Here is a 25,450-nt window from a genome sequence, read left to right as displayed (position 1 = left end):
GGCAGGCTTCCCGCTGTCACATGGGACCGTTTGGCCTTCGAAGGTTCTACGTCATGATCTCACGTCGCGCGCTTGAACTCGCCACTGCCGTCCTCACCGGAGGTTTCGGCGTTACCGTCGTCATCTCCAGCCTCGACAACGGCATCGGCTGGTCGAGCGCGGGCGTCGAGGCCGGCACGTTTCCGTTCCTGACCGGCATCATCATCGTGCTCGGGAGCCTCTACAATCTGGTGCGGGGCGTGCTGCCGGTAGCGTCCCTGGCCAATGTCCCGGTCACGATCACACAGCTCGAGTTGCGCCGGCTTGCCGGCCTGTTCGTGCCGGCCGCGATCTTCGTTGGCGCGATTCCGCTGGCTGGGATGTACGTCGCCTCGGCGCTCTATGTCTTCGCGGTGCTGGCAATCCCGCGGCACCAATCCGTGCCCCGTGCGCTCGCCATGGCGGGGGCAACCTCGCTGGCGCTCTATGTCGTGTTCGAGCGCATGTTCCAGGTCAGCCTGCCGCACGGTGCGCTCGCCGCCGCACTCGGGTTCTGACGGAGAAGCCGATGGACAATCTCGCAGAGCTCCTGCACGGCTTCACCATCGCGATCACCGTGCCGCATCTGGCCCTGATGGTCGTCGGCGTGTTGCTCGGCATTCTGGTCGGCGTGTTGCCAGGGCTCGGCGCGCCGAATGGCGTGTCGCTGCTGTTGCCGCTGACCTTCGGCATGCAGCCGGTGTCGGCGATCATCCTGCTCTCCAGCATGTATTGGGGCGCGCTGTTCGGCGGCTCCGTGACCTCGATCCTGTTCAATATTCCGGGCGAGCCGTCGTCGGTCGCGACCACCTTCGACGGCTATCCCATGGCGCGGGACGGCCGGCCGACCACGGCGCTCGCGACCGCCTTCGGCTCGGCGGCGTTCGGCGCCCTGATCGGTGTCGTCCTGATCACGTTCCTGGCGTCCTGGGTGGCGCAGGTCGCGCTCGCCTTCGGCCCGGCGGAATATTTTGCGGTCTATTTCCTGGCCTTTGCCAGCTTCGTCGGCATGGGCGGCGCGGCGCCGATCAAGACCGTCGTGGCGCTCGCGATCGGCTTTGCCATCGCCGCGATCGGCATCGACACCGTCTCCGGCAGCGTGCGCCTCAACATGGGCATCGACGAGCTCGTCAAGGGCGTCAGCTTCGTCGTCGCGGTGATGGGCCTGTTTGGCATCGGCGAGCTGCTGGTCGCGGTCGAGGAGGAGTTTCATGCCCGCGCGGTGTCCTCCAGGATCGACTGGCGCGAGGTGTTTCGCGCCGTCGGCCGTCTGCCGCGGCATGGCGTGGCGCTGCTGCGCAGCGCCGCGATCGGCTGCTGGATGGGAATTACTCCGGGCGGCCCGACCGCGGCCTCGTTCATGAGCTATGGCATCGCACGCCGGTTCTCGCGCCGCGGCCGATATTTCGGCACGGGCGAGGTCGAAGGCATCATCTCGCCGGAGACCGCCGATCATGCCGCCGGCACCAGTGCGCTGCTGCCGATGCTCTCGCTCGGCATCCCCGGTTCGGCGACCGCAGCCGTCATGATGGGCGGGTTGATGATCTGGGGCCTCAATCCCGGACCGATGCTGTTCGTCGATCAGAAGGACTTTGTCTGGGGCCTGATCGCCTCGATGTATGTCGGCAACATCGTCGCGGTCGTGCTGGTGCTGCTTACGGTTCCGGTATTCGCCGCCTTGATGCGGATTCCCTTCGTGGTGATCGCGCCGCTGATCGTGATCATCTGCGTCGTCGGCGCCTATTCCGTCTCGAACTCCTATCTCGACGTGGTCATGATGCTCGGCTTCGGCGTCGTCGGCTATCTCTTCAAGAAATTGTTCTATCCGCTGGCGCCCCTCGTGCTCGCCATCGTCATCGGCGACAAGGCCGAGGACGCGTTCCGGCAGTCAATGCTGATGTCCAAGGGATCCCTCGGCATCTTCTTTGCCAACAAGCTGGTGACATGCCTGATCGTGGCCGGCATCGCGCTCCTGCTGCTGCCGCTCGTGCTGCAGCTCGCGCGCCTTTGGCGCAAACCCTCATCCCCCACGGCCGATGCGACAAGCCAGGAGAAGGTGATCATATGACCGCAAAGCCGCTGATTGCGCTGGCCATGGGAGATCCCGCCGGCATCAGCCCCGAGCTGACGGCCAAGCTGGTGGGGCACGATGACATCCGCGCCCGAAGCCGGCTCGTCGTGATCGGTGACCGCCGCATCTTCGACGAGGGCGCGCGCGTTGCCGGCGTCAAGCCGGCGCTGACGACGGTGAAGCAGGGCGCCGACCTTCGCGCGGCAGCGGGCGAGGCGCTGTTCGTCGACCTCGGCCATCTCGATCCCAAAGAGGTCGAGCCGAAGACCGCGACTCTTGCCGGCGGAAAATTCGCGCTGACCAATTACAGGCATGCGCTCGAGCTTGGCCGCGACGGCCAAGTCGACGCGGTCTGCTTCACCCCCTTCAACAAGCAGGCGATGCGGCTTGCGCGCGCCGAGTACGACGACGAGATCGCGTTCTCCGCCGAGGTGGTCGGCCTCAAGACGCCTGCCAGCGAATTCAACGTGCTTGATCAGCTCTGGAACGCGCGGGTGACCTCACACATTCCGCTGAAGGACGTGGCCGCAAAGCTGACCAGCGAGCGCATCCATCGCGCGCTCGAGCTGACCGATGCCTGCATGCGCAAGGCTGGCTTCGCGCGGCCGCGCATTGCGGTCGCCGGTCTCAATCCGCATGCCGGCGACGGCGGCAATTTCGGCCGTGAGGAGATCGACGTGATCGCGCCCGTGGTCGCGGCCGGCCGGCGCGAGGGCATTGCCGCGGAGGGACCGTTCCCGGCCGATACGGTGTTTCTGCGCGCCAAGGCCGGCGCCTTCGATGCGGTGCTGACGATGTATCACGACCAGGGCCAGATCGCGATGAAGCTGATGGGCTTCGATCGCGGCGTGACCTTGCTCGGCGGCTTTCCATTCCCGATCTGCACGCCCGCGCACGGGACCGCCTACGACATCGCAGGGCAGGGCATTGCTTCCATCGGCGCCAGCCGCGCCGCGGTGCTGCTCGCGGCGGAGATGGCAGCGGCCGGCAAGCGTCCTGGATGAGCGACCGGTACCGCTCTCAGAGGTTCCCGAGCCACACAGCCAGCGACGTCGCCCCGAGGCGCGCCTCGCCGAGCGGGATCAGCGACGTGTCGTCGATGAGGCCGCCGTAATACGGCGCCTTCGGGTCTCCGACCACCGGTCTGGTGTCGCCGGATGCCTTCAGGCGCCGCGCGATGAATTCATTGAAGGGAGCCTTCTCGGGACCTGCGATGTCGATCGTGCCGTTGAGCGGCTTGCCCGTTGCGACCTCCGCGAGGCGAGCGGCGACGTCGTCGGCAGCGATCGGTTGAAACAAGGCCGACGGAACGACGACCTTGCCGTCAATCGCACTCATTTCGGCAATGGCGCCGAGGAATTCGAAGAACTGGGTGGCGCGCACGATCGAATAGGGGACCGGCGAGGACTTGATGATTGTCTCCTGGGCGAGCTTGGCACGGAAATAGGCGTTGTCGGGCGACCGCTCGGTTCCGACAATCGACAGGGCCACGTGATGCTTCACGGCCGCGGCAGCCTCCGTCGCGACGAGATTTTTGCTTGAACGCTCGAAGAATGCGAGCACGGCGGCCGGCTCCCAGGACGGCGCATTGGCAACATCGACGACGACATCCGCGCCTGCCAATGCCGCAGCGAGGCCGTCGCCGGTCACGGCATTCACGCCTGATTTCGGCGAAGCTGCCACGGGCTCGTGACCTTGCTGCTTGAGCCGCGCCACGAGCTTCGATCCGATCAACCCGGTTCCGCCGATCACGACAATCTTCATGAAAGTCTCCTCAGCATGGGGCAAATCTGAGCTTGGTGGGGGCCTGAAGCGAGTCATGGTCCGCCGCTCAACGCGACGCGGAATCTACCCGAGCAATGCGGCGAGCTTTTGCCTGGAATCGGCCTGGCTCGCCGGAAAATGCTCAATCGCGCACGAGGGGATGTGAGCTGGTCGGTCGGGGATCATTCCCCTCTTACAATGGCGTGCAGGCATGGTCATGGCCGCGCCATGAAGGCCGGCGTTTTGCCCGACGTGTCAAAAGAGCTTTGGGGAGGCGGCGTTCGGGGTGGGCGCAAAACGCCAATGAAAACAACCCCGGGGCTACTGTGCATGGGGTTGTTTTCGCGTTTTTGAATCGGCCTGCGAACTCACGCCCCGCAGACGATCACGCCGTACCAGCCGAGCCCGCGATAGGTCTCGTAGCCCGGTGTCGCATGGAAGGCGATCAGCGAACCGTTGCGGTCGTGATAGAAGCCGGAGCGCTGGCCGTTCAGCGAGATCGAGATGCGTTCGCTGAGGATGCCCTGGCCGTCGGACGCCGCGATCACGCGCATATTCGAATCGACCAGCAGCACGCGCGCCTTGTCGCTGTCGCCGACGCGCACGCCTTGGACGATGGCACGGGCCTGCGGCTCCCAGTCGAAATGGATGGCGAGCACGCCGATCGGGGCGCCGTTCGCCTGACCGCCGGCGCGGACGCTGGCGCAATAGGTCGCCACCTGCGCGTTGCCGAGCAGCGGCTGGTTCTCGACGTCGCCGGCGACGTAATCGTCACCGGAGCGCAAGCTGTGCGCCTCGCGAAACCATTTGGTGTGGGCGACGTTCTGGCCGACGACGCGGAAGCGGTCGGCCCGGCCATTGGCGATGACGTTGCCGTCGAGGTCGCAGAGCCACAGGTCGAGATAGACGGTGTAGGCCCCGAGGATCACGCCCAGGCGCTGCGAGGCATGCGAGACGGCCGCGGCGCTCGGGGAGGCCGCGCAATCGACCACGGCGGAATCGGTCGCCCACCAGCGCACGTCGCAGGTGCGTTCGTAGAGATTGCGGTCGATCAGCTCGATGGCGTTCAGCGACAGGTCCATCATGCGCTCGCCGCGCGATCGCTGGCTCATCCGCTCGATCGAGGAGACGAGGTCGCCGGTGCGCTTCGTCAGCTGTGTCTCGAGCTCGCGTGCGATGGTCTCGACCTGCTGGCCGACGCCGCGCACCTCCTGCGCCACCACGGCAAAGCCCGCGCCTTGCGCGCCGGCGCGCGAGCTCTCGATCAGCGCGTTCAGCGCCAGCATCTTCATCTGGTTTGTGATCTGCTGGATCGACTTGGTCTTGTCGACCGCGATCTGGTTGACCTCCGCGGTGAGGCGGTTGATCAGCGCGGAAATGTCGGAATCGTCCTCAGCGGGTTCGGTGGCGATCGGCTTGGCCTTCAGACCCAGCGCAGCAGACATCGGGGGCATCCCTTGGCAATGAGGTCTGATCTGCAACGAACCCGGAACTACAAATTACAGATCGAATACGATTCTTTTTCGAAGATTCCGCCTAACGCCTGCTTAATTTGCTATTCGGCGGATTGCCCAAATGATAGTCACTCGGCGCAGCAAATCGGCAATCCACCGCTTTGTGCGCCGCGGAGATTGCAAATGCCCGGAGATTCCGGGTCAATCGTTCCGCAAGCCGGACCGGCGCGACCTCGTCGGCTGCGGCTTCCTCAAACCAACTGCGATACATGACGCCGCCTGCCACCGCCTTGCCTGTCGAAGCGCCCCAGGCGTTCCTCGGCGTCGCGCGCTCGCTGACCGACAAGCTCTGGCGCGACCGGCTGGATGCCCGCGGCGCGGCCAAGGCGCTTGCCATCGTGCAGCAGCACCAGCTCCCGGAGCTGCTGGCCCGGGTGCTGGCCGGCCGCGGGGTCGATATCGATGCAGTCCAGGACTTCCTCGATCCGACCATCCGCAAGCTCATGCCGGACCCCTTTACCGTGACGGAAATGGAGGCCGCGGCGAAGCGGATCGCGGATGCCGCAGCGAAAGGCGAGAAGGTCGCGATCTTCGGCGACTACGACGTCGACGGCGCGACCTCGGCGGCGCTGCTCACCTGGCACCTGCGCCATTGCGGGCTCGATCCGCTGATCCACATTCCCGACCGCATTTTCGAGGGCTACGGCCCTAATACCGAGGCGGTGCGGGCGCTCGCCGCGAAGGGTGCCACGCTGCTCGTCACCGTCGATTGCGGCACCACCAGCATCGAGCCGCTCGCCGAAGCCAAGCGCCTCGGCATGTCCGTGGTTGTGATCGACCATCACCAAGCCGGCACGGAGCTGCCGGAGGTTGACGCGCTGGTCAATCCGAACCGGCTCGACGATCTCTCGGGCCTTGGCCATCTCGCCGCCGTCGGCCTCGTGCTGGTGACGTTGGTGGCGGTCAATCGCGAGCTGCGCCAGCGCGGCTTCTGGAGCGCGGAGATGCCCGAGCCGGATCTGCTCGGCATGCTGCATCACGTCGCGCTCGGCACGGTTGCGGACGTGGCGCCGCTGATCGGCCTCAACCGCGCCTTCGTCGCCAAGGGCCTAATCGCGATGCGCCGGCGCGATCATGTCGGCCATACCGCGCTGATGGACGTGGCCCGGCTCAACGGGCCCCCGGAGGCCTGGCATCTCGGCTTCATGCTGGGCCCGCGCATCAATGCCGGGGGCCGCATCGGTCGCGCCGATCTCGGCGTGCGGCTGTTGCTGGAGGGCGACAGCGTCGAGGCGGCGCGGATCGCGGCCGAGCTCGACCGCCTCAACAGCGAGCGCCGCGTCATCGAGCAGGCCGCGGAAGCGCAGGCCGAGGCCGAGGCGCTGGCCTCGATCGGGCTGGAGGACAAGCTCGGCGTCATCATCACGGCCTCCGAAGGCTGGCATCCCGGCGTCGTCGGCCTCGTGGCCTCCCGCCTCAAGGAGAAGTTCTCGCGGCCCGCCTTCGCCATCGCGCTGGAGCCCGGCGGCATCGGTACCGGCTCGGGCCGCTCGATCGCCGGCGTCGATCTCGGCAAGGCGGTGCGGCAGGCGGTGGCCGACGGCATCCTGCTCAAGGGCGGCGGGCACGCGATGGCCGCGGGCGTGACGCTGCGGAAAGAGAAGCTCGCCGAATTCCGCGCCTATCTCGAGAACGCATTGGCGCAGGATGTCGCCGAGGCCCGCCACGTCAACGAGCTCTATATCGACGGCGCGGTTTCCGCGCGCGCGGTGACGACGGAGCTCGCGGCGACGCTCAACCGCGCCGGGCCTTTCGGCAGCGGCAATCCGGAACCCGTTCTGGCGCTGCCGGCACACCAGCTCGTCTTTGCCGACGAAGTCGGCCAGGCTCACCTGAGGCTGCGCTTCAAATCGGGCGACGGTGCCATCGTCAACGGCATCGCATTCCGCTCGGTCGGCCAGAAGCTCGGCAACGCGCTGCTCGCCAATCGCGGCCAGCAATTGCATGTCGCCGGCTCGCTCTCGGTCGACCGCTATCAGGGCGCCGAGCGGGTGCAATTCCGCGTCGTCGACGTCGCGCTACCGGACCAGGGGCCGTCCGTGATTAGATGACGCATGATCCGGAAAAGTGTGAAGCGGTTTTCCGAAAAGATCATGCGTGAAAGATAACGTCTCAAACAACAAGAAAAGGGAGTGAACATGGCAGGGCAGGTTGAGGGCAAGGTCGCGCTGGTGACGGGCGGGGCCTCCGGTATTGGCGAGGCCATCGTCGAGCTGTTCGCGCGCGAGGGCGCCACTGTCGTCATCACGGACATCGATGAGCTGCGCGGGCCCGAGCTCGCCAAGCGCGTGACAAAGGCCGGCGGCAAGGCGATCTTCCTGGCGCAGGACGTCACCAGCGAGGAGCGCTGGATCGAGGTCGTCGCTGAGATCGCCAAGCGCTACGGCCGGCTCGATATCATGGTCTCCAATGCCGGCATCGGCATCGCCGTGCCCTCGATCGTCGACATGACGCTCGCCGACTGGCGCAAGCAGAACGCGATCAATCTCGACGGCGTCTTTCTCTCGGTCAAGCATTGCCTGCCCCTGATGCGCAAGCATGGCGGCGGCTCGATCGTCATGATGTCGTCGCTGGCGGGCCTGCGCGGCGCGCCCGGCCTGTCGGCCTATTCAGCGACGAAGGGTGGCGTGCGGCTGTTCGCCAAGTCGATCGCCATGGAATGCGCGGCGGCCGGCGACGGCATCCGCGTCAACTCGGTTCATCCCGGCATCATCGACACGCCGATCTGGGGCAAGATCCCGACCGGGGCGACCGGCGCCGGCCAGAACGCGCCGATCGATCCGGAGGAACGGGCCAAGGTCGCCACTCCGCTCGGCCGCGCCGGGCACGCCGCGGAGATCGCCTCCGGCGTGCTGTATCTGGCCTCCGATGCCTCGCGTTACGTCACCGGCAGCGAGCTCGTGATCGACGGTGGCATGAACGCCGGGGGCGTGCCGCGGCGGGCCTGAGCCGCGCAGGGCAGGGTGGCATGCGCAGGGGCTGACGCGCAGGCGCGGCCGCTGTACAACGCGAATAGCTCCCGACCGACAGAGGTGTCCTTCGCCATGGCGCACAGCCTTCACGCTTCCTCACCCGCGCCCGCGCCATTCCGCTCGAACCGGCCGGACCTTGCGACCGATGCGATCCGCACCGCGCGCGAGGATCTGGCCGCCTGCTTCCGCATGGCGGCGCGCAACGGTTTTGAGGAAGGCATCTGCAACCACTTCTCGGCCGTCGTGCCTGGTCATGACGATCTGTTCCTCGTCAACCCCTACGGCTACGCCTTTCGGGAATTGACCGCGTCCAAGCTCCTGATCTGCGACTTCCACGGCAACGTGCTTGACGGCGAGGGCGTGCCCGAGGCGACCGCGTTCTACATCCACGCCGAGATGCACAGGCTGCTGCCGCGCGCCAAGGTCGCGTTCCATACCCACATGCCCTATGCCACGGCGCTTTCGATGACCGAGGGCGAGCCCCTGATCTGGGCCGGCCAGACCGCGCTGAAATTCTATGGCCGGACGGCCGTGGACCGCGACTATAACGGCCTCGCGCTCGACAACCGCGAAGGCGCGCGTATCGCCTCGGCAGTGGGCGATGCCGATATCGTCTTCATGAAGCATCATGGCGTGATGGTGCTGGCCCCGACCATCGCGGAGGCCTGGGACGACCTCTATTACCTCGAACGCGCTGCCGAAGTGCAGGTGCTTGCGATGTCGACGGGACGGAAGGTGCTGCCGGTCGATCCCGCGGTTGCGGCCGAGACCTACCGGCAGATGCGCGAGGGCGATAGCGAATCCGCACGGCTGCATCTCGCCGCGATCCGGCGTCAGCTGGATGCGGAGGAGCCGCAGTACCGGCATTGAGGCAGACCGTCATTCCGGGGCGCGCGAAGCGCGAGCCCGGAATCCATCGTGCAGCAAGCGACGCGGTGAAATGGATTCCGGGCTCGCGCCAAGTGGCGCGCCCCGGAATGGAGAGCGTCTTGGCCTACGACCCCTGCCGCAGCTTCGCCAGCACCTTCAGCCCGCCATAGCCGTCCGCCGGCGTGATTCTTGCGCGCTGCTGGAAATCCTTGACCGCCTTCATGGTGTCGTTGCCGACGCGGCCGTCGGTGCCGCCGGTGTCGAAGCCGGCTTTGGTCAGGCGCGTCTGCATCTCCTGCACTTCGGCGAGCGTCAGGGCGCGCTCGGAGCCGGGGAAGGGTTGAATGAACGGCGGCGCGCCAAGGCAGCGGTCGCCGAGATGGCAGATCGCCAGCGCATAGTTCATCGAAGGATTGTAACTCTTCACCGCGTAGAAATTCGGTCCCAGCAGGAACGTCGGCCCGCCCGCGACCGGCGTCCACATCTGCGCGGATGCGTTCGGCTGCGGGAAGGGCGCACCGTCGGCGCGGGTGACGCCGGCCGCCTGCCAGGCCGCGTAGCTGCGGCTGCCGCTCATATTGCCGGCCGCACGCACCTCGTAGCCCCAATGCTCGCCGCGATGCCATTTGCCGCGATTGACGAGATATTTTGCGGTCGATCCCAGCGCGTCATCGGGCTTGCCGAACGGCGACACCTTGCCGTCGCGATCATAGTCGATGCCGACATTGAGCCAGACTTCCGGCATCCATTGCGAATGCCCCATCGCGCCGGCCCAGGAGCCCTTCATCTCCTCGGGCGTACTCCAGCCCTTATCGACGATGCGCAGCGCGTTGATCAGCTCGGTCTCCCAATAGGCCTTGCGGCGCGGCTCGTTCCAGGCAAGCGCGGCGAGCGAGGGAAATACCGGCGTCATGTGGTTCTGCTGCACCAGAGGATCGCCATAGGCGGACTCGACGCCCCACAGCGCCAGCAGCGTGCCGCGCTCGACTCCGAAATCGCGCTCGATGCGTCCAAGCAGCGCCTCATTGTTCTTCAGCGCGATCTTGCCGTTGATGATGCGCCAGTCGGAGACGCGGCGATTGATGTATTGCCAGACCTGTTCGTGGAATTCAGGCTGGCTGCGCATCTGCTTGAACACGCTCATGTCGGGTTCGACCCGTCCCATTACGCGTTGCCAGGTCGCGGCGGAAATGCCCTTCGCCAGCGCACGTGCACGAAAGCTCTCGCGCCATTCCTCGAAGCCCGGAGGCGCGGCGTGAACGCTCGCGGGTAACGCGAGCACGGCGGCCGCGCCCAGCGTGGATTTCAGAAGTGCGCGGCGGGTTTGATGGGGCGAGGAATCAGCGTGTTTCATCTGCACATTCTAGCCGGAAACATGGCCCGTGTGAGTCGGTTCCTGGAACAGCCGTTGCATGATTTGGTGTCGCCCCATGGTCCTGTTCCGCCGGAACAAACTGTCGCAGTCCCGCATTCCCTCCGCACGATATGAGGAGAAGAATATGAGGACATATCTGTTTGCCGCCGCAATGATTACCGCCATCGCGACTCCCGTGTGCGCTGACGAAGTCGGCGTTCACGTCGGTCCGGTCGGCGCCGGCGTGACGGTCGGTCAATCCCATGAATATCGCGAGCGGGAGCGCGATCGCGACCGCACCACCGTGATCAGGGAGCGCGAGCCCTCTGATCGCACCACGGTGATCAAGAAGGAAGATGAATTCGGCAATCGCGAAAAGACCGTGATTCATCACGACAACAACTGACGGAATAGGCCCCGGCCTGAGTGCCGGGGCCACTTCCGTTCATCAGGAAGTCGGGCTGGAATGAAGATACGCACCCATGCGGAGAGCCATGTCGTCGAACTCGATGACGGATCGCAATGGCAGATCTTTCCCGGCGATCTCGCGACCACGCTGAGCTGGAAGCCCGAAACCGAGCTGCACCTGGAGCCGAGCCGCGACCAGGTGAGTTCGCATGTGTTGGTCAATGCTGCCGATAGAACCCGCGTGCGGGTGATCGCCGCAGGCGAGGCCTGGCCCGACGGCGAGGTCAAGGATGCGCTGAAGGGCGGGTAGGGTCCTGCGGGTCGCAGAAGGCGGGACGGAGCCGTCCAGACTAATCCTCTTGTAGCTCGGTCGCGATGCCGGTGAGCCAGCGCCGGATTGCAGTCTCCGTCTTCATATCCAGGCCGCGAGCAAGGCGCTTCTCCAATTCGATCACGCGCTCCCGGCAGGCTCTCAGAAGCGTGGCGCCGCGCGGCGTCAGCGTCCATTGCTGGATGCGGCCGTGAACGGGATGGGGCGTCATCGCGATCGCGCCGTCACGTTCGAGATTGCGGATGATGACCCCGACGGTCTGAGGCGTTAGGAAGGTGAGGCGGGCAACGTCGGCGCCTGACAGACCCGGATAGGCCTTCAGCATCGTCAGCACGGCGAATTGCGGCGAGGTGACGCCGAGATCGGCGAGGGCCCGCTCCATCGTCAGCCGGACCGCGGCATGAGCCTGGCGCAGCAGATAGCCGAGATAGCCTTGCTCGCCGCGCTTGCCTTCGCCGGGAGCGGGGACGCGCACCGTGCCGTCGTCGGCAGGTTCCTTGCGGGCAGTTTTCGATCTTGCGGCGACAGCCGTCTTGCGCGACATATCAGAGCTCTTATAAGATATAAGGACACTTACAATAAGACGAGGTGAGCCGCAATGTCCCATGCCCGCAGCGAATACGAGGATTTCAAGACGATCGCGCCCGACGTCTTTGATGCGGTGTTGGCGCTGGGGCAGCTCGCGGGCAAGGCCGGCCTGGACAAGCAGCTGATCGAGCTCGTCAAGCTGCGCGCCTCGCAGATCAACGGCTGCGCCTTCTGCGTACAGCACCACGTCCTGCTGTCGGAGCGGATCGGCGTTCCCGTCGACAAGCTTCATCTGGTCGCGGTCTGGCGCGAGGCGCCGATCTTCTCGCCGCGCGAGCGTGCCGCGCTCGCCTGGGCCGAGGCGTTGACCTTGCTGCCGGACGGCGTCAGCGAGGAAGTCTACGCCGAAGCCGCCCGGGAATTCTCCGAGAGCGAGCTGATGTACCTGACTTCGGCCGTCGCCTCGATCAACGTCTGGAACCGTTTTGGTGCCGCATTTCGTTGGACGCCGGCGTCGCGGCCGGCGGCCGCGAATGCTGCGGCATCCTGATCGGCGCGCGGGGAGGTCACGATGACAGCAATGAACTTTTCCGTCGCGCAACGCCCGGCGCCGTCAGGTTCGACGGTGTTCGCCGTCGTCGCGGGGCTCGCCTGCGCGCTGGCGATCGGCAAAGCGCTTCCTGTGACGATGGACACTGTGTCCGGCGCACTGGCCCCGCTCTGCGCCAGTGCTGCGGATGGCTCGTCGCTCGACAAGGTCGAGCCGATCGGCTCCTACGCGCTGCCCAACGTCCCGGGCAAGCGCGTCACCATCGTGCGCGTCTCCTACGGTCCCGGCGGATTTTCGCGGCCACATCGTCACGCAGGCTCGGTGACGGCCACCGTCACCAAGGGCGAGATCCGCTCCCAGCTCGGCGGCGGCCCGGTCGAGACGTTCGGCGTCGGCCAGTCGTTCTTCGAGCCGCCGGGCTCGACGCACCTGGTCTCCGCCAATGCCAGCATGACCGAGCCGGCGGAGTTGATCGCGGTGTTCGTGGCGGATGAGGGCGCGCAGCTCACGACATTCCTGGATTAGCTCGCGCGCATCGTCCGGATGCGGCTAAGAGGCTCGATCCCGCGATCGCCTCAACCGTTTCCAGACCGGTGCGAGTCCGTATTCGACGGCCGGAATCGCAAGTGCACCGATGATCAGCCCAAGCACGCCCGAGATGGCGGCTTCGACCGACCATTCGACGATACCGGCAACTGATGGAAGGAGATGCGCGGCAGCCTCGGTCGCGGCATGGACCGTTTGGCCGACCGCGGGCGGGCCGTATTTTTCGATGCCGTGCAGGATGATGCCGCCGCCGACCCAGATCATGGCGGCGGTGCCGATGGTGCTCAGCACCGCCAGGAAGGCGGGCATGCCGCGGACGAGCGCGCGCCCGAGCAAGCGGATCGCGCCACCAATGAAGGAGGCGCTGTCGTAACGCGCAAGGGCCAGGCCGGCATCGTCCGCCTTCACGATCAGGGCGACCACGCCGTAGACCCCGACCGTGATGGCGAAACCGACCAGCGCCAGCACCAGCGCCTGTGTCCAGATGCTGCCCACGGGGAGCGCCGCCAGCGTGATCGCCATGATCTCCGCCGACAGGATGAAATCCGTCTTGATGGCGCTCGCGACCTTCTCGTCCTCGACCGAGCTTGCATCCGGCGCGATCGGCTCGAGCTGGGCTTCGTGATGGTGCGCGTGATGCGGCATCACGGCTTCGAGCACCTTCTCGGCACCCTCGTAGCAGAGAAAGACGCCGCCCAGCATGAGCAGCGGCGTGACGGCGGCAGGAAGGAAATAGCCAAGCAGCAGAGCTACCGGCAGCAGGATCAGCAGTTTGTTGCGCAGCGATCCGACCGCGATCTTGCCGACGATCGGCAGTTCGCGTTTCGAGGCGAAACCGATGACGTAATTCGGCGTGACGGCGGCGTCGTCGATGACCACGCCGGCGGCCTTCGCGCCCGCTTTGGCCGCCTGGCCCGCGATATCGTCGAGCGAGGCCGCCGCCACCTTCGCGATCGCTGCGATGTCATCGAGAAGACCGATCAGTCCGACACTCATCAACCCTGTCCTTTGTTCGTTGGAGCCGGCGGTGTGCGCGACAACAGCTCCTGCACTGCCCGGCCACGGAGCGGGCAAGCCGTCAGTTGTCCTCGCCGCTCGATCCTTCGCGCAGATCCGGCTTGAGCACGTCGTCCGGCAAAGCGTGTGCGACCGGCTGCGCCGTGACCGCAATCTCCGGGCCGATCTCGCGGCCGCGGGCGCGGATCAGGCGTTCATAGGCGGAGACCAAGGTGACGTAGGGGCTGACCCAGATCCAGCCGTCCCGTGTGAACACCTGCGCGTCGAAATGCAGGTGCAGCGACGTTCCCGCGGGATGGTCGAGATAGTTCGAGATCACACCGATCTTCTCGCCTTCGGTAACGATGCGGCCGCTGAGCACGCCGTCGGCGTTCATCGCATGCGGGTTCATGTGCATGTAGCGGAAACGGATGTGCTCGGTGCGGCTGTTGACCTGAAGCGTCGCGGCCTGGTCCTTGGCTCCGCGGATCACGATCGCGTCGCGCACGGCGACGACGGCGCGCCGCTTGGGATCGCAGGGCTCGCGGCCTTCACCGGGCGGCGGGCAGTCCGCGGCCCGGATGTCCTCGCCCTGGTGGCCGTAGCCGCCGGCACATTGCCACACCTCGAAACTGCGGGACTCGCAGAAATTGTCGCGCCAGGGATAGGCGGTCGGACCATCGCTCCTGTCGCGCTTGCCGTAGGATTGCGAGCGCACGAAGGCGGGTGCCTTTTCGAGAGGAAAGCGGATCTGGGCATAGACCATCACGTCGGGATGGCCGCCCTGCTTGCGGTAACCGGTGTTCGGGATGATGTCGCCGCTTGGCCGGTAGGTGAAGTCCGGCGAACGCTGCGCCGGACGATCGAGCACGTTCGAGGCAATGTCCGTCAACGGCCGCGTGCGTTGGCCGCCGGCGACACGCAGAGCCTTCAGGAAGCGCTCAGCGACCGGATAGGCTTCCTTGCAGGCGAGCCGCCTCGGCTTGGCGACGCTGTCGAGGCACTGGATCGAGACCACATAGGCGACGCCGAAGCGGGTGAAGGCGTAGCGGACATAGCCTTCGCGGATGAATCGTCGCAGGTCCGGATAGAGCGTCGCGAGCGGCTTGACCGGCTCGCCCTTGCCCCCCGCGGGATCGGCGATGTCGTAGACGAGCGCCGAGCCCGTGATCTGCACTTCGACAGGCCGAGCGAACACGCGGGCCGGCATGCCGTCGCCGGCGCCGGGCTCCAGCGAGAAGGTCGCGCTGTAGCCGGCGGAGCCGGCATCGAACATGTCGACGGGATTGAAGTCCGCCTGGTAGCGTGAAAGTGCGAGCGTCGCCGGCGCGCCGCTGCGTTGCCCATCGAGGTAAGCGGCGGCGTCGAACGGCAGCAGCACGGGCACCGGGCTGCGGGTGATGCCGGTGAAGAAGCGCGAGGAGACCGCGTTGAGCTGCACCAGTGCGGGCGTCGCGCGCGGATCGTAGCGCGGCACGGAACGGCGAGGTGCGAAGGCGAAATCCTCCGCGACCCGGGGGCGGCTATTGATCTCGGTGCGGAACTGGTCGAGCGCTGCGCGCCAGTCGACGCGCAGAGCCGTGAGCGAGGGGCTGCGGAATTCATCCGCAGCGAGAGCAGAGGCCGTGAAGAGCGAAAGCGACGCCAGAAGTTGCGAGACGAAGCGGAAACCCTTCCCAACCACTGTCTCGCCCCCCGGCGCCACCTGTTGCGACCGCTCTGGTTCCCGTCAGTCCTTGGCGCGCTCGGAATAGGAGCCGTCTTCGGTCATCACCACGATGCGGGTGCCGACCGAGATGTGCGGCGGCACGGTGGTGCGCACGCCATTGGAGAGCACCGCGGGCTTGTAGGACGACGATGCGGTCTGGCCCTTGGTCACCGGCTCGGTCTCGACCACTTCCAGCGTCACGCGCTGCGGCAGCGCGATCGAGACCGGGTTGGTGTCGTGCATGGACAGCTTGACCGTCATGCTCTCCTGGAGATAAGCGGCGGCATCGCCGACGACGTCCTTGGGAACCTGGACCTGATCGTAGGTCTCCGGGTTCATGAAGTGGAAACCGTCGCCGTCTTCATACAGGTAGGTGTAGTTGCGCTCTTCGATGGTGGCCTTTTCGACCTGGTCGGTGGTCTTGTAGCGCTCGGAGATCTTTACCCCGTCCGAGATTCGGCGCATCTCGATCTGGCTGACCGGGGTGCCCTTGCCGGGATGGATGTTCTCGGCGCTGACGACGACATAAAGCTTGCCGTCTTGCTCGATCACGTTGCCCTTGCGAATAGAACTGGCGATGACTCTCAAAGTGATATTTCCTGCTTGCTTGGCCCGGCACCGGCCAGGACGTGGTCAAATCGATGGGGGACTTGGGGCCTCAAATCGGACCTCGGCGCCCGTTTCGGGCCGCAACATACTGATTTTGCCGTTAGAAGCCAGCGTTTTGCTCACGCCAGGGGCGGTCGGTTAATGGCTGGGGACAAGCCGATCTCACCGTTCTGGTCGCCCGACCGCCACCTCGACCGGCGGCCCTTCCTCAGGGCAAGGGGGGCCATGACCGGAGCAATACGGGGCTTTTTCGCCGAGCAGGGCTTTGTCGAAGTCGAAACCTCCATTCTCCAGGTCTCCCCGGGCAATGAGACCCATCTGCACGCCCCCCGGACCGAGCTGATGCGGCCGGACGGCAGCCGCGCCAGCCGCTACTTGCGGACGTCGCCCGAATTCGCCTGCAAGAAGCTGCTGGCGGCGGGCGAGACGCAAATCTTCGAGCTCGCCCGGGTGTTCCGTGACCGCGAGCGCGGCGACCTGCATCTGCCTGAATTCACCATGCTGGAATGGTATCGGGCAGGCGCCTCCTATGACGCCATCATGGCCGACACCGTGGTGGTCATCGCCCGGGCCGCACAGGCGACCGGGATCGGGACCTTCTGCTTCCGCGGCCGGACCGCCGATCCCTTTGCCGAGCCGGAGCTTCTGACGGTCGCGGGCGCCTTCGAGCGGTTCGCTGGCATCGACCTGCTGTCGACAATCTCGGGCAGCGAGGGTAACCGTGCCGCGCTCGCGGCGGCGGCCGACGGAAGGGTTCGGATAGAAGAGGACGACACCTGGTCCGACATCTTCAGCAAGGTCCTGGTCGAGCATGTCGAGCCGCATCTGGGGCAGGGGCGTTTGACCATCTTGTTCGAATACCCATCTCCAGAGGCGGCGCTGGCGCGCGTCAAGGCGGACGATCCCAGGGTGGCCGAGCGCTTTGAAGTCTATGCGTGCGGCGTCGAGCTAGCCAACGGATTTGGGGAACTGACCGACGCCGAGGAGCAGCGCAAACGCTTCACGGAATCGATGACGGAGAAGCAGCGCCGCTACGGCGAAGCCTATCCGCTGGATGAGGACTTTCTGGCCGCAGTTGCCGCAATGCCGGAGGCGAGCGGCGTCGCGCTCGGCTTCGACCGGCTGGTGATGCTGGCGAGCGGCGCATCGCGAATTGACCAGGTGGTGTGGACACCGCCAGCAAATGAAACGTCTAGTGAGACATGACGAAGACCAATCTTGCCCGTACCTTGCGTGAGCCGGCGGAACTTGTGGCCGAGCATCTTGCTCCGGCCGCAGCGCTGCCCGCGCTCGAGCGCGTGGCTGCGCGCTATGCGGTCGCGATCACGCCGGCGCTGGTCGAACTGATCGACACGTCCGATCCCGACGATCCCATCGCCCGTCAGTTCGTTCCGACCGCCGCGGAGCTGGAGATGCAGCCGGGCGAGAACGCCGATCCGATCGGCGATCATCCGCACTCGCCAGTATCAGGCATCGTGCATCGCTATCCCGATCGCGTCCTGTTCAAGCTCGTTCACGTCTGCGCGGTCTATTGCCGCTTCTGCTTCCGCCGCGAGATGGTGGGGCCCGGCAAGGAGAGCGCGCTGTCGGACAGTGCCTACCGCGCGGCGATCGATTACATCCGGTCGCATCACGAGATCTGGGAGGTGATCCTGACCGGCGGCGATCCCCTGATGCTGTCGCCGCGGCGGATGGGCGAGGTCATGGCCGACCTCGCCGCCATCGATCACGTCAAGATCGTCCGCCTTCACACCCGCGTGCCTGTGGCCGAGCCCGCCCGCATCAGCGACGAGTTGGTTGCGGCGCTCAAGGTCGAAGGCGCGACCACCTGGGTGGCTGTGCATGCCAACCATGCGCGCGAATTGACGGGGCCGGCGCGCGCCGCCTGCGCGCGGCTCGTCGAGGCCGGCATTCCGCTGGTGAGCCAGTCCGTGCTTTTGCGCGGGGTCAATGACAACATCGCCGCTCTATCGGATTTGATGCGAGCTTTCGTCGAATGCAGGATCAAGCCCTATTATCTGCATCACGGCGATCTCGCGCCGGGCACGGCGCATCTGCGCACGACGCTGGCCGAGGGGCAGGACTTGATGCGGCAATTGCGCGGACGGGTGTCAGGGCTGTGTCAGCCGGACTATGTCATCGACATTCCCGGCGGCGCCGGCAAATCGCCCGTGGGGCCTAATTATGTCTTGGCAGAGCAAAATACCGCAGCCGATGCACGTGAAGCGGAATCGAAAAAGAGCTATCGTATCGTCGACTATTGCGGCGACGTTCATCTCTATCCGCCTGAGACCTGAGCGGTGGGAAGCGGCGGCTTGAATGGAGGATCGGATATGAAGAAGATCATGCTCGCAGCATCGCTTGTGGCCTTGCTCGGCGGCGCGGCGATTGCGCAGACCGGCCCCAAGGGATCGACGTCGGGTGGCGCCAGCTCGGGATCTGTGCCACAGGCTCCCGTGGGCCATCGCCAGCCGCGCCTCTCGGACGTGCCGAACGAGAAGACTGTGAGCGATCCGAACGATCCGCTCAGCAAGGAAAACCAGGCACTCGACAAGAAGATCAAGAGCATCTGCCGTGGCTGCTGAGGGGCTCACCTCTCCCCGTCGGGGAGAAGTGAGGAGAGCGACCGCGATATTGTGACGGGCTATGCCGACCGCTCGTGCAAACCGGCGCGACGGCTGTTGCGGCGGACCTCGACCGCGTCGGCGAGCTGCTCGAGCACGGTGGCTGTGGTCGGCCAGTCGATGCAACCGTCGGTGATGCTCTGGCCGTAGACGAGCGGCTTGCCCGGCACCACGTCCTGGCGGCCGGCGACGAGATTGCTCTCGATCATGACGCCCATGATGCGGTTCTCGCCGCCGGCGATCTGACCGGCGATGTCCGCCGCGACCTGCGGCTGGTTCTCCGGCTTCTTGCTCGAATTGGCGTGGCTTGCATCGACCATCACCAGCGGCGCGACGCCGGATTTGGTCAGCTCGTTGCAGGCCGCCGCAACGCTTGTCGCATCGTAGTTCGGATTGCTGCCGCCGCGCAGGATGATGTGGCAATCCTCGTTGCCGGCAGTCGAGGCGATCGCCGAGCGGCCGAGTTTGGTGACGGCCATGAAATGATGCGGATGCGATGCCGATTTCACCGCATCTGCCGCGATCCGCACATTGCCGTCGGTGCCGTTCTTGAAGCCGACCGGGCACGACAGCCCGGACGCCAGCTCGCGATGGATCTGGCTCTCGGTCGTGCGCGCGCCGATCGCGGCCCATGACACGAGGTCGGCGATGTATTGCGGCGTCGTCATGTCCAAAAACTCTGTGCCGGCGGGCAGGCCGAGATTGTTCACCGCCGACAGCACGTTGCGCGCCAGCCGCAGGCCCTTGTTGATGTCGAAGCTGCCGTCGAGGTCGGGATCGTTGATCAGGCCCTTCCAGCCGACCGTCGTGCGCGGCTTCTCGAAGTAGACCCGCATCACGATCTCGAGCTGATCGGCGAGGTCTTCGCGCATCTTGGCGAGGCGCTCGGCGTAATCGAGCGCGGCCCTGGGATCATGCACCGAGCAGGGGCCGACGACGACCAGAAGACGGTCGTCCTGGCTGCTCAGGATGGCATGGATCGCATTGCGCGCGGCCATGACCACACGGGTAGCGGTGAGCGTGCGCGGGACCTCCCGCATCACCTCGTCCGGGGTGCTCAGTTCTTTCAGTTCGCGGATGCGAAGATCGTCGGTCGTGCTCAGCACGGCGGGCTCCTGTTTGTTTCGAACCTGCCGGCCAATAAAAAAGCCGCCAGGTCTGGCGGCTTGTTCGGACGTTTGCTGCAATATTTCAGATTGAGCGCGATCCTCCTGCCGCCAGCGAGCTGTCGTAGCTAAAATACCAAAAATAGCTGGTGGCGACGGTGATCATGGCAGGCCATATAGCGTGCCGTTCGAGGGTTGTCACCCCCCAATCGGCGCAGCAGGCGACGGGGCGCGTCAGGTGTTGCTGTTGCGCGTCGCCAGCGCCATGCCGATCAGGCTGGCGCCGCCGAACAGCAGGTTGATACCGACGAGGATGCCGATGGCCCATTCTGCGGAGCTCGGCAGCCCCGTGATCACCATGAACGAGATCGCAATGTCGACGAGGCCCGAGATCAGCAGCCACGACCAGCGGCTGCTCAACTCGCGGCGGTGCTCCAGCGCGTACATGATGGTGGCAACGCCTTCGGCAAGGAAGTAGGCGCCCAGCACGATGGTCAACGTCAGCACGGCCTGGATCGGCCGGGCCAGCAGCAGGATGCCGGTGAGCACGGCGAGCGCAGCCGAGATCAGCGACCACCAGAAGCCGGGCGTGTTGCGCGCCCAATAGGTCACGATCAGCCCGCCGATGCCGCTGATCAGGAACATCCAGCCGAGGAAGATCGCGATCGCAAGGCTCGCGAGCGGCGGCAGGATCAGCGCGGCGACGCCCAGAATGGCGAGCAGGATGCCTTCGAACAGGAAGGCCTTCCAATGCGCCTTGACCGTCTGGTTCATGGCGGATTGCAGCCGCGAAAACTCCTCGGGCGATGTCATCGGCAGGCTCCAGATCGAAAGGTCGGTGCTCAATCTAGTATGCGCGCGGCGCGCTCGCCATGCGGTGGATCAACCGCCGCCGGGCGCCGACGAAAAACCTTCCGCGCTGGTACGGATGCGGTTGCGGCCGAGAATGTAGATCGCGGTTGTGACAATCAGAAGCGCGAGGCCGAGCAGGATCGAGACGAAGCCGATCGGGATCAGGGCCAGCGTCAGGTTGCGCTCGGGATTGATCAGCCAGTGATGGATCGAGGTCAGCACGAAGGCGAGGCCGAGAAAGCCGACGCCGCCGCCGGCGAGCAGCAGCGCCCACATCCGGCGGAGTTGGCTGAGCCGCTCCCGCGCGACATCGGTCCGGGGGGCGTGGTGGCGGGCGACGCGCCGGACCAGGCGGATCGCGAAGGCGATCGAGCCGAAGCCGACCAGCAGGCTGGCCGCGCCCAGCCACATCCGCAGCGTCGGGTCGAGATCGGGCATCCGTTGCAAGGTCAGCAGCGGAAAGTCGAATGCCGAATGCAGCGCGAGCGGGCCGGCGAGCATCAGGAGGCGGCTGGAGAGGCGCGCCCAGTCGCGATGGTGGCGGTTCGCGCCCAGCGCCGTGCCGGCGCGCGCGATCGTCAGGTAGGCGCCCGCGATGATGCCGAGCGCGCCGTGGAACGGCACGGTCAGTACGCTGCGCAAGGCGGCCAGCGAGCGCCACATCTCGGCGTGCTGAACCAGATAAGCCAGGTTCTCGTAAGCAGCGAAGCCGAGGCCGACCGCGGCGCCATAGACCACGGTGTCCATCGGATTGGCAAAGGTCCGCCGCTTGGTCGAGGAGATCAGAACGATGGCGATCACCTTGACCGCCTCCTCGGGCAGCGCGACGCCGAAGATCGAATGCATGGCCAGCGCCGCCCAGGGGTCGTCGGGGGCTGCGACCATCTTGGCGAAGGGGGCTCGGGCGAGGCCCAGCAACGAGATGCTGGCCGCACCTAACAGGAACGCGGTCCAGACCTGAGCGGGCGGGCCGGGTCGCTCTTCGGCGGCGATGACGAGCCACAGCATCAGCAGCGCCGGGGCGATGGCAGCAGTTCCGATGACGGTGGGCAACGCTTCGATCAGGTACATCGGCGCCGAAAATAGGTTCCCTTGGTTCGCTAATCTACATTCAGCGATGCGACCATGTGTCATGCGCTCGCTGTCGGCTCACTTAACGCGCGCGACAGCTCCCGTTCATCTGCGGTCGCCTGCCGGCTGGAGAATACAAGCGTAATCAATTGGATCACAGTACCAGTTCGTCAGCCATGGCAACGGCCGCGTATTCCGAGACCGGAGCACGTTGGTAAGCCAGATCAATAATATGCGCAGGTTTCTTTGAGTCGCTGGCCAGCTTGCTCCATCTGTCGCGGTGGAGCGCCGAAGGCAAGGCCGGAGGTGGACAGCCGGCAGGCCCGCTAATTGCGGTTTGAGTTCCTGCAGGGCGGCGAAAGCGATCCGGCGCGTCTGCCCCTGTTCGAGCTCTCGGCCGGCGCTTGCCGCCGTCAGTGCGTGGTGAACGGCGGCGGCGCTTCGGGGGCGACGTCGAAAGCGCCGAGATGGAACTCGCCGCCCGGGGATGTGTCCGGATCACCCGGCTGCGCCAGCAGCGTGAACGCGGCTTGTGGGTAGAGCTTCCAGATCTCCAGATCGCCGGCCGTGATGGTCAGCCAGCCGAACGTGTACATGTAGCGTCCGGGCACGGTGACCCGGCCGACCCTGTCCCAGGTAATCTTATCAACTGTGATGTTGTTGACTGCCATCCGGTCCCCCGATCGCGAGTCCGCAAATGACGTCCGGCGTGAGGCACGGACCGTCAAAAATTGATCCCGCAATGGGGCGGCGATAGGGCGGCGATGCGGGGGCTGGACGGCTCAAGCCGATTGCTGCAGCGGCGAGCGCGCAACGAGGCGGACCACGTCGTCCCGCGCCTGCTTCTCGGCGAACTTGACCGCGAAGCCGTTGTCGAACTTGCGGATGACCCGCCCCACGCAGGCGCCGACGGCCAACGCGGTTCCCACCGGCGGGTCGTACTCGCAGGATATGGCGACGCCGGCCGTGGAGACGTCGATGATGAAACAGGGATGGGTGCTGCCGTCGGCGAACGTCAGGAAGGTGTGCGAGACCTGGGGAACGAAGCGCGCATCACGCCGCAGCTCCTGGATGCTGTCGTCCTTTTGCTTTTTCTCAAGCCAGGTCAGCTTCTCCGACATCCAGGCGCGCCGTGCCCGCGTCATGTCCAGCTCCATCAGGAAGCCGGCCTTCAGCGTCGCGCTGATGGTGCACTGGAATTCGCCGAAATCCTGGAAGTAGGACGTGAGACGCTCGCCGACCTTGCCGACGACAGGCACGTCCACGATCATGCGGAAGGGTGAGACGCGCTTGGTGCGGCAAGCGAAGGTGCGCAGCTTGCCCTCGCAATCGTACCAGCGCGGCAGCGAGTAGCTGCCGTTCACGGCGACGTCCACTGCTCGTTGCCTGAGGAACTCTGTGACGGACATGCGCGCCAATCGTGTCTGGGATCGTTTCCGTAATTCCACGGTAGCGCTCAGATTCTAAGTAAATGATACCTGCGCTCAGAAGCGGGGGTAAATTTCCGGTAAATGCGCGCCTCGACGACGCAGGAAAAAGCGCGGCATAAGGACCCGCTTTGCTGGAAGCTTTCTCACAACCTCGTCATTGAGGGCGCGGTGGAGCAACCGCGCTGCCTAGGAAGATCCGAACAGCACCAGCAAGGCCAATGCGCCGACGGCCACGGCGAACTGGATCGTCGTCCATGTCAGGCCGTTCGGGCTGATCTCCAATCCCAGTTGCGACAACGCGCGCCGCAATGCGAGCGCCGTGAATGCTTCGACGACGGCGAGCAGGAGGGCGATGCCGGCGAGGAAAGACCAGGAGTCCGCCGGCGGCAGCCACGGCGCGAGCCAGGCGGGGACGGAGCCTTTCAAGGCGGCCAGCAACGCGAACCATCCGAACCAGAATGCGGAGCGCTTGACGATGTCTGCGCCGATCGTTTCGGGCTCGAGGCGGATGCCGATCCCTGCCAGCGCGCTTTCGATGCGACCGCCGTCGGTTAGGAAGATGAACGCCCCCAAATAGAGAGGAACGCGCGACTGGAAGAGCAGGGCGACGACGCCGAACAGGATGACGTGGCCGACGACATCGCTGAGGAGATCCAGAGCGATCCCGCCTGACGGCACCGGCGCGGCCGGCGCGAGATCGGCCTTCGGACGCGATCCGGCGCGGGCCATGTGCTCCAGCATCTTGGCACGCAGGTCCGATGGATGCGGGCGGGGATGGCCCAGCCATGGCGGAAGGTCCGGCGTCAGTGCGGACGCACCGGGCAAACCTTCAATCTCGGGGTAGCGCTGCGCCATGGGCCAGGACCGGTTCCAACCGACATTGGTCGGTGGCGAGCGGTGGGGAGGTTCATGCGGAAGCAGCGGAAATTGCCGTTCGGTCGCCGTGGCAGCCGATGCGGCGCGTTCATCGCCTGCGCACTGGCGCTCCCTAGCGGAATCGAACCGCTCTCTCCACCGTGAAAGGGTGGCGTCCTAACCGATAGACGAAGGGAGCAAACGCAGGGCCCTGCCGTTGTTCCCGGCACGGCCGCTGGCCGGCCGAACAGGGCCCGGCGGCTTGCAGCGGGCGAACGTATAGTGGCCTTTCCGCCTCCGGGCAAGCCGGTCGGGCCGGTCTTTTGGCCCCGGTGGACAGCGCCGATCCGGGGACGATCAGGAGGCGATTGCAACGGTTTGTTAGGGGGTCCCTGAGTAGCGCTGGGGAGGGAGATCTCTCGCCAATGCCACCGCCGAAAAAGCGAGCAGCCCGCAAGCTGCTCTCGAAGCACGCCTGGATCACGCTCGACGGCGGCTTCGCCGCGCGGCATTGCCTGGTCCAGGACATCTCGGATTCCGGCGCCAAGATCACGCTGGACGAGGACACGAGCCAGCTCCCGGGCGTGATCCGGCTCGCCTTCGCGCGCGATTCGCGCACCGGGCGGAGCTGCCAGGTGGTCTGGCGCCGCGGCAAATCGGCCGGCATCAAGTTCATCTGATCGCCGGGTATGGCCGCCCCGATGGCGCGCTGCGCCGGTCCGGGCTAGAACGCCGCCATGCGCACGAAGCTCCTCGTTCTGATCTCGTTGATCGTCACGTCCGCTGCCGCAGCGGAGGCCCTGCGTCTGCCGCCTGCCGAGCGGCCGCAGGCAGGCGCGACCGCCGCGCCGCTGAAGGGCGCGGCCGGCAAGGCCCGAGGAAGCTCCTGCGCCTCCTATGGCCCGCACTTCGTCATGGTCGAAGGCACCGGAACCTGCGTGAAGATCGACGGCGCGATCAGCGTCGACACCACCGTCAGGCGCTAAAGGCCGATCGATGTCACCGGATCTGCTGCGCCTCGACCTCATCGTTCCCGTCGTGATGTACTGCGCGCTGCTGTGGTGGGTCGGCCGCGGCCTGAGCTGGACGGCGCGGCTGGCGACCGCGGTGGTGACCCTGGTGCTGATCGTCGGCGTGCTGCTGGTCGAGCGCGGCGGGCGCTAGGCCCAGACAAACCAGGCCCAAGACAAAAACGCGAAAACAACCCCATGCACAGTAGCCGTCAAGCGCCGAGGTGACGGCGAAGGCTTGCGCCGAAACGCGGATTCATCGC

The 25,450-nt window shown here is 65.8% G+C and carries 29 protein-coding genes and 1 tRNA gene; 16 read left to right on the top strand and 14 right to left on the bottom strand.

Annotated elements, in window-relative coordinates; all coding sequences use genetic code 11:
* Positions 1-53 precede the first annotated feature (53 nt).
* The 3 genes from D6B98_RS34670 to D6B98_RS34660 are packed head-to-tail and all read left to right on the top strand — an operon-like array spanning position 54 to position 3,093.
* The gene (locus D6B98_RS34670; protein WP_126261484.1) at positions 54-536 is read left to right on the top strand and encodes a tripartite tricarboxylate transporter TctB family protein; all 483 of its coding nucleotides are present in this window, start codon (positions 54-56) and stop codon (positions 534-536) included.
* A gap of 11 nt (positions 537-547) precedes the next feature.
* Positions 548-2,086 carry a tripartite tricarboxylate transporter permease gene (locus D6B98_RS34665; RefSeq protein WP_126261483.1) on the top strand — a complete coding sequence of 513 codons (1,539 nt, stop codon included), beginning with the start codon at positions 548-550 and terminating at the stop codon, positions 2,084-2,086.
* Positions 2,083-3,093: a 4-hydroxythreonine-4-phosphate dehydrogenase PdxA gene (locus tag D6B98_RS34660; protein WP_126261482.1), complete on the top strand. Its 1,011-nt coding sequence runs from the start codon at positions 2,083-2,085 to the stop codon at positions 3,091-3,093. Before D6B98_RS34665 ends, D6B98_RS34660 begins: the two co-directional genes overlap by 4 nt.
* A 16-nt stretch (positions 3,094-3,109) precedes the next feature.
* On the opposite strand, the gene D6B98_RS34655 is transcribed toward D6B98_RS34660, so the two are convergent.
* The gene (locus D6B98_RS34655) at positions 3,110-3,853 is read right to left on the bottom strand and encodes an SDR family oxidoreductase (protein WP_126261481.1); all 744 of its coding nucleotides are present in this window, start codon (positions 3,851-3,853) and stop codon (positions 3,110-3,112) included.
* Positions 3,854-4,221: 368 nt separating this feature from the next.
* Positions 4,222-5,298: a methyl-accepting chemotaxis protein gene (locus D6B98_RS34650; RefSeq protein ID WP_126261480.1), complete on the bottom strand. Its 1,077-nt coding sequence runs from the start codon at positions 5,296-5,298 to the stop codon at positions 4,222-4,224.
* Positions 5,299-5,576: 278 nt separating this feature from the next.
* Here D6B98_RS34650 and recJ point away from each other — a divergent pair, with 278 nt between their 5' ends.
* The 3 genes from recJ to D6B98_RS34635 all read left to right on the top strand — a co-directional run bounded on the left by recJ (position 5,577) and on the right by D6B98_RS34635 (position 9,209).
* Positions 5,577-7,418: a single-stranded-DNA-specific exonuclease RecJ gene (recJ, locus tag D6B98_RS34645; protein WP_126261479.1), complete on the top strand. Its 1,842-nt coding sequence runs from the start codon at positions 5,577-5,579 to the stop codon at positions 7,416-7,418.
* An 87-nt stretch (positions 7,419-7,505) separates the two neighbouring features.
* Complete coding sequence (locus D6B98_RS34640; RefSeq protein WP_164719063.1) at positions 7,506-8,315, top strand: SDR family NAD(P)-dependent oxidoreductase; 810 nt, start codon at positions 7,506-7,508, stop codon at positions 8,313-8,315.
* A 96-nt stretch (positions 8,316-8,411) separates the two neighbouring features.
* Complete coding sequence (locus D6B98_RS34635) at positions 8,412-9,209, top strand: aldolase (RefSeq protein WP_164719062.1); 798 nt, start codon at positions 8,412-8,414, stop codon at positions 9,207-9,209.
* Between the two features lie 124 nt (positions 9,210-9,333).
* On the opposite strand, the gene D6B98_RS34630 is transcribed toward D6B98_RS34635, so the two are convergent.
* Complete coding sequence (locus D6B98_RS34630; protein ID WP_126261476.1) at positions 9,334-10,563, bottom strand: lytic murein transglycosylase; 1,230 nt, start codon at positions 10,561-10,563, stop codon at positions 9,334-9,336.
* Positions 10,564-10,708: 145 nt separating this feature from the next.
* On the opposite strand from D6B98_RS34630, the gene D6B98_RS34625 reads away from it, so the two are divergent.
* Positions 10,709-10,969 (top strand): hypothetical protein, encoded by a 261-nt coding sequence (locus D6B98_RS34625; RefSeq protein ID WP_126261524.1) that lies wholly within the window; start codon positions 10,709-10,711, stop codon positions 10,967-10,969.
* 60 nt (positions 10,970-11,029) lie between these two features.
* Positions 11,030-11,281, top strand: a complete 252-nt coding sequence (locus tag D6B98_RS34620) for a hypothetical protein (RefSeq protein ID WP_126261475.1) — start codon at positions 11,030-11,032, stop codon at positions 11,279-11,281.
* A 40-nt stretch (positions 11,282-11,321) separates the two neighbouring features.
* Here the strand turns inward: D6B98_RS34620 and D6B98_RS34615 are convergent, their stop codons facing one another.
* Positions 11,322-11,846: a MarR family winged helix-turn-helix transcriptional regulator gene (locus D6B98_RS34615; RefSeq protein ID WP_126261474.1), complete on the bottom strand. Its 525-nt coding sequence runs from the start codon at positions 11,844-11,846 to the stop codon at positions 11,322-11,324.
* A gap of 54 nt (positions 11,847-11,900) precedes the next feature.
* Here D6B98_RS34615 and D6B98_RS34610 point away from each other — a divergent pair, with 54 nt between their 5' ends.
* Positions 11,901-12,380 (top strand): carboxymuconolactone decarboxylase family protein, encoded by a 480-nt coding sequence (locus D6B98_RS34610; RefSeq protein ID WP_126261473.1) that lies wholly within the window; start codon positions 11,901-11,903, stop codon positions 12,378-12,380.
* Between the two features lie 21 nt (positions 12,381-12,401).
* Positions 12,402-12,905: a cupin domain-containing protein gene (locus D6B98_RS34605; protein WP_126261472.1), complete on the top strand. Its 504-nt coding sequence runs from the start codon at positions 12,402-12,404 to the stop codon at positions 12,903-12,905.
* A 24-nt stretch (positions 12,906-12,929) separates the two neighbouring features.
* Here the strand turns inward: D6B98_RS34605 and D6B98_RS34600 are convergent, their stop codons facing one another.
* The 3 genes from D6B98_RS34600 to efp form a co-directional block, all read right to left on the bottom strand.
* The gene (locus tag D6B98_RS34600; RefSeq protein ID WP_126261471.1) at positions 12,930-13,922 is read right to left on the bottom strand and encodes a DUF808 domain-containing protein; all 993 of its coding nucleotides are present in this window, start codon (positions 13,920-13,922) and stop codon (positions 12,930-12,932) included.
* An 82-nt stretch (positions 13,923-14,004) separates the two neighbouring features.
* Positions 14,005-15,627 (bottom strand): M23 family peptidase, encoded by a 1,623-nt coding sequence (locus tag D6B98_RS34595; RefSeq protein ID WP_126261470.1) that lies wholly within the window; start codon positions 15,625-15,627, stop codon positions 14,005-14,007.
* Positions 15,628-15,651: 24 nt separating this feature from the next.
* Entirely contained in the window at positions 15,652-16,218 is a 567-nt protein-coding gene (efp, locus tag D6B98_RS34590; protein WP_126261469.1) for an elongation factor P, read from the bottom strand.
* 162 nt (positions 16,219-16,380) lie between these two features.
* Between efp and epmA the strand changes: the two genes are divergently transcribed.
* The 3 genes from epmA to D6B98_RS34575 are packed head-to-tail and all read left to right on the top strand — an operon-like array spanning position 16,381 to position 18,824.
* Positions 16,381-17,445, top strand: coding sequence for an EF-P lysine aminoacylase EpmA (gene epmA / locus D6B98_RS34585; protein WP_126261523.1), 1,065 nt, complete (start codon positions 16,381-16,383; stop codon positions 17,443-17,445).
* A complete protein-coding gene (locus tag D6B98_RS34580) occupies positions 17,442-18,536 on the top strand; it encodes a lysine-2,3-aminomutase-like protein (protein WP_126261468.1) in 1,095 nt (364 codons plus the stop codon). Before epmA ends, D6B98_RS34580 begins: the two co-directional genes overlap by 4 nt.
* 36 nt (positions 18,537-18,572) lie before the next feature.
* The gene (locus D6B98_RS34575; protein ID WP_126261467.1) at positions 18,573-18,824 is read left to right on the top strand and encodes a hypothetical protein; all 252 of its coding nucleotides are present in this window, start codon (positions 18,573-18,575) and stop codon (positions 18,822-18,824) included.
* A 59-nt stretch (positions 18,825-18,883) separates the two neighbouring features.
* Here D6B98_RS34575 and D6B98_RS34570 read toward each other — a convergent pair whose 3' ends face one another.
* From D6B98_RS34570 to D6B98_RS34540, 7 genes are all read right to left on the bottom strand, one after another.
* The gene (locus tag D6B98_RS34570) at positions 18,884-19,969 is read right to left on the bottom strand and encodes a 3-deoxy-7-phosphoheptulonate synthase (RefSeq protein WP_126261466.1); all 1,086 of its coding nucleotides are present in this window, start codon (positions 19,967-19,969) and stop codon (positions 18,884-18,886) included.
* Between the two features lie 234 nt (positions 19,970-20,203).
* Entirely contained in the window at positions 20,204-20,782 is a 579-nt protein-coding gene (locus D6B98_RS34565; protein WP_126261522.1) for an HdeD family acid-resistance protein, read from the bottom strand.
* Between the two features lie 69 nt (positions 20,783-20,851).
* Complete coding sequence (locus tag D6B98_RS34560; RefSeq protein ID WP_126261521.1) at positions 20,852-21,892, bottom strand: PrsW family glutamic-type intramembrane protease; 1,041 nt, start codon at positions 21,890-21,892, stop codon at positions 20,852-20,854.
* A gap of 413 nt (positions 21,893-22,305) precedes the next feature.
* Positions 22,306-22,563 (bottom strand): hypothetical protein, encoded by a 258-nt coding sequence (locus D6B98_RS34555; RefSeq protein ID WP_126261465.1) that lies wholly within the window; start codon positions 22,561-22,563, stop codon positions 22,306-22,308.
* 111 nt (positions 22,564-22,674) lie between these two features.
* Positions 22,675-23,301 (bottom strand): PilZ domain-containing protein, encoded by a 627-nt coding sequence (locus D6B98_RS34550; RefSeq protein WP_164719061.1) that lies wholly within the window; start codon positions 23,299-23,301, stop codon positions 22,675-22,677.
* A gap of 207 nt (positions 23,302-23,508) precedes the next feature.
* Positions 23,509-24,177: a hypothetical protein gene (locus D6B98_RS34545; RefSeq protein WP_245481519.1), complete on the bottom strand. Its 669-nt coding sequence runs from the start codon at positions 24,175-24,177 to the stop codon at positions 23,509-23,511.
* A gap of 124 nt (positions 24,178-24,301) precedes the next feature.
* Positions 24,302-24,376 (bottom strand) — tRNA-Glu (locus D6B98_RS34540).
* A 226-nt stretch (positions 24,377-24,602) separates the two neighbouring features.
* Between D6B98_RS34540 and D6B98_RS34535 the strand changes: the two genes are divergently transcribed.
* Genes D6B98_RS34535 through D6B98_RS34525 form a run of 3 tightly spaced genes read left to right on the top strand, consistent with a single transcriptional unit; the run spans position 24,603 to position 25,341 of the window.
* Complete coding sequence (locus D6B98_RS34535; RefSeq protein ID WP_126261463.1) at positions 24,603-24,857, top strand: PilZ domain-containing protein; 255 nt, start codon at positions 24,603-24,605, stop codon at positions 24,855-24,857.
* Between the two features lie 57 nt (positions 24,858-24,914).
* Positions 24,915-25,163: a hypothetical protein gene (locus tag D6B98_RS34530; protein WP_126261462.1), complete on the top strand. Its 249-nt coding sequence runs from the start codon at positions 24,915-24,917 to the stop codon at positions 25,161-25,163.
* Between the two features lie 10 nt (positions 25,164-25,173).
* Positions 25,174-25,341, top strand: a complete 168-nt coding sequence (locus D6B98_RS34525) for a hypothetical protein (protein WP_126261461.1) — start codon at positions 25,174-25,176, stop codon at positions 25,339-25,341.
* The last annotated feature ends 109 nt before the right edge of the window (positions 25,342-25,450 follow it).

It is taken from the genome of Bradyrhizobium sp. LVM 105 (assembly GCF_003957705.1).
Taxonomy (GTDB): Bacteria; Pseudomonadota; Alphaproteobacteria; order Rhizobiales; family Xanthobacteraceae; genus Bradyrhizobium; species Bradyrhizobium frederickii.
Note: the sequence above shows the minus strand (reverse complement) of the source record. Positions and strands in the feature narration are given on the sequence as shown.

What these genes read in the sequence shown, in the direction of transcription:
- D6B98_RS34670 (WP_126261484.1), top strand. Translation starts at nt 54, where the DNA reads ATGATCTCACGTCGCGCGCTTGAACTCGCCACTGCCGTCCTCACCGGA.
- D6B98_RS34665 (WP_126261483.1), top strand. Translation starts at nt 548, where the DNA reads ATGGACAATCTCGCAGAGCTCCTGCACGGCTTCACCATCGCGATCACC.
- D6B98_RS34660 (WP_126261482.1), top strand. Translation starts at nt 2,083, where the DNA reads ATGACCGCAAAGCCGCTGATTGCGCTGGCCATGGGAGATCCCGCCGGC.
- D6B98_RS34655 (WP_126261481.1), bottom strand. Translation starts at nt 3,853, where the DNA reads ATGAAGATTGTCGTGATCGGCGGAACCGGGTTGATCGGATCGAAGCTC.
- D6B98_RS34650 (WP_126261480.1), bottom strand. Translation starts at nt 5,298, where the DNA reads ATGTCTGCTGCGCTGGGTCTGAAGGCCAAGCCGATCGCCACCGAACCC.
- recJ (WP_126261479.1), top strand. Translation starts at nt 5,577, where the DNA reads ATGACGCCGCCTGCCACCGCCTTGCCTGTCGAAGCGCCCCAGGCGTTC.
- D6B98_RS34640 (WP_164719063.1), top strand. Translation starts at nt 7,506, where the DNA reads ATGGCAGGGCAGGTTGAGGGCAAGGTCGCGCTGGTGACGGGCGGGGCC.
- D6B98_RS34635 (WP_164719062.1), top strand. Translation starts at nt 8,412, where the DNA reads ATGGCGCACAGCCTTCACGCTTCCTCACCCGCGCCCGCGCCATTCCGC.
- D6B98_RS34630 (WP_126261476.1), bottom strand. Translation starts at nt 10,563, where the DNA reads ATGAAACACGCTGATTCCTCGCCCCATCAAACCCGCCGCGCACTTCTG.
- D6B98_RS34625 (WP_126261524.1), top strand. Translation starts at nt 10,709, where the DNA reads ATGAGGACATATCTGTTTGCCGCCGCAATGATTACCGCCATCGCGACT.
- D6B98_RS34620 (WP_126261475.1), top strand. Translation starts at nt 11,030, where the DNA reads ATGAAGATACGCACCCATGCGGAGAGCCATGTCGTCGAACTCGATGAC.
- D6B98_RS34615 (WP_126261474.1), bottom strand. Translation starts at nt 11,846, where the DNA reads ATGTCGCGCAAGACGGCTGTCGCCGCAAGATCGAAAACTGCCCGCAAG.
- D6B98_RS34610 (WP_126261473.1), top strand. Translation starts at nt 11,901, where the DNA reads ATGTCCCATGCCCGCAGCGAATACGAGGATTTCAAGACGATCGCGCCC.
- D6B98_RS34605 (WP_126261472.1), top strand. Translation starts at nt 12,402, where the DNA reads ATGACAGCAATGAACTTTTCCGTCGCGCAACGCCCGGCGCCGTCAGGT.
- D6B98_RS34600 (WP_126261471.1), bottom strand. Translation starts at nt 13,922, where the DNA reads ATGAGTGTCGGACTGATCGGTCTTCTCGATGACATCGCAGCGATCGCG.
- epmA (WP_126261523.1), top strand. Translation starts at nt 16,381, where the DNA reads ATGGCTGGGGACAAGCCGATCTCACCGTTCTGGTCGCCCGACCGCCAC.
- D6B98_RS34580 (WP_126261468.1), top strand. Translation starts at nt 17,442, where the DNA reads ATGACGAAGACCAATCTTGCCCGTACCTTGCGTGAGCCGGCGGAACTT.
- D6B98_RS34575 (WP_126261467.1), top strand. Translation starts at nt 18,573, where the DNA reads ATGAAGAAGATCATGCTCGCAGCATCGCTTGTGGCCTTGCTCGGCGGC.
- D6B98_RS34565 (WP_126261522.1), bottom strand. Translation starts at nt 20,782, where the DNA reads ATGACATCGCCCGAGGAGTTTTCGCGGCTGCAATCCGCCATGAACCAG.
- D6B98_RS34560 (WP_126261521.1), bottom strand. Translation starts at nt 21,892, where the DNA reads ATGTACCTGATCGAAGCGTTGCCCACCGTCATCGGAACTGCTGCCATC.
- D6B98_RS34555 (WP_126261465.1), bottom strand. Translation starts at nt 22,563, where the DNA reads ATGGCAGTCAACAACATCACAGTTGATAAGATTACCTGGGACAGGGTC.
- D6B98_RS34550 (WP_164719061.1), bottom strand. Translation starts at nt 23,301, where the DNA reads ATGTCCGTCACAGAGTTCCTCAGGCAACGAGCAGTGGACGTCGCCGTG.
- D6B98_RS34545 (WP_245481519.1), bottom strand. Translation starts at nt 24,177, where the DNA reads ATGGCGCAGCGCTACCCCGAGATTGAAGGTTTGCCCGGTGCGTCCGCA.
- D6B98_RS34535 (WP_126261463.1), top strand. Translation starts at nt 24,603, where the DNA reads ATGCCACCGCCGAAAAAGCGAGCAGCCCGCAAGCTGCTCTCGAAGCAC.
- D6B98_RS34530 (WP_126261462.1), top strand. Translation starts at nt 24,915, where the DNA reads ATGCGCACGAAGCTCCTCGTTCTGATCTCGTTGATCGTCACGTCCGCT.
- D6B98_RS34525 (WP_126261461.1), top strand. Translation starts at nt 25,174, where the DNA reads ATGTCACCGGATCTGCTGCGCCTCGACCTCATCGTTCCCGTCGTGATG.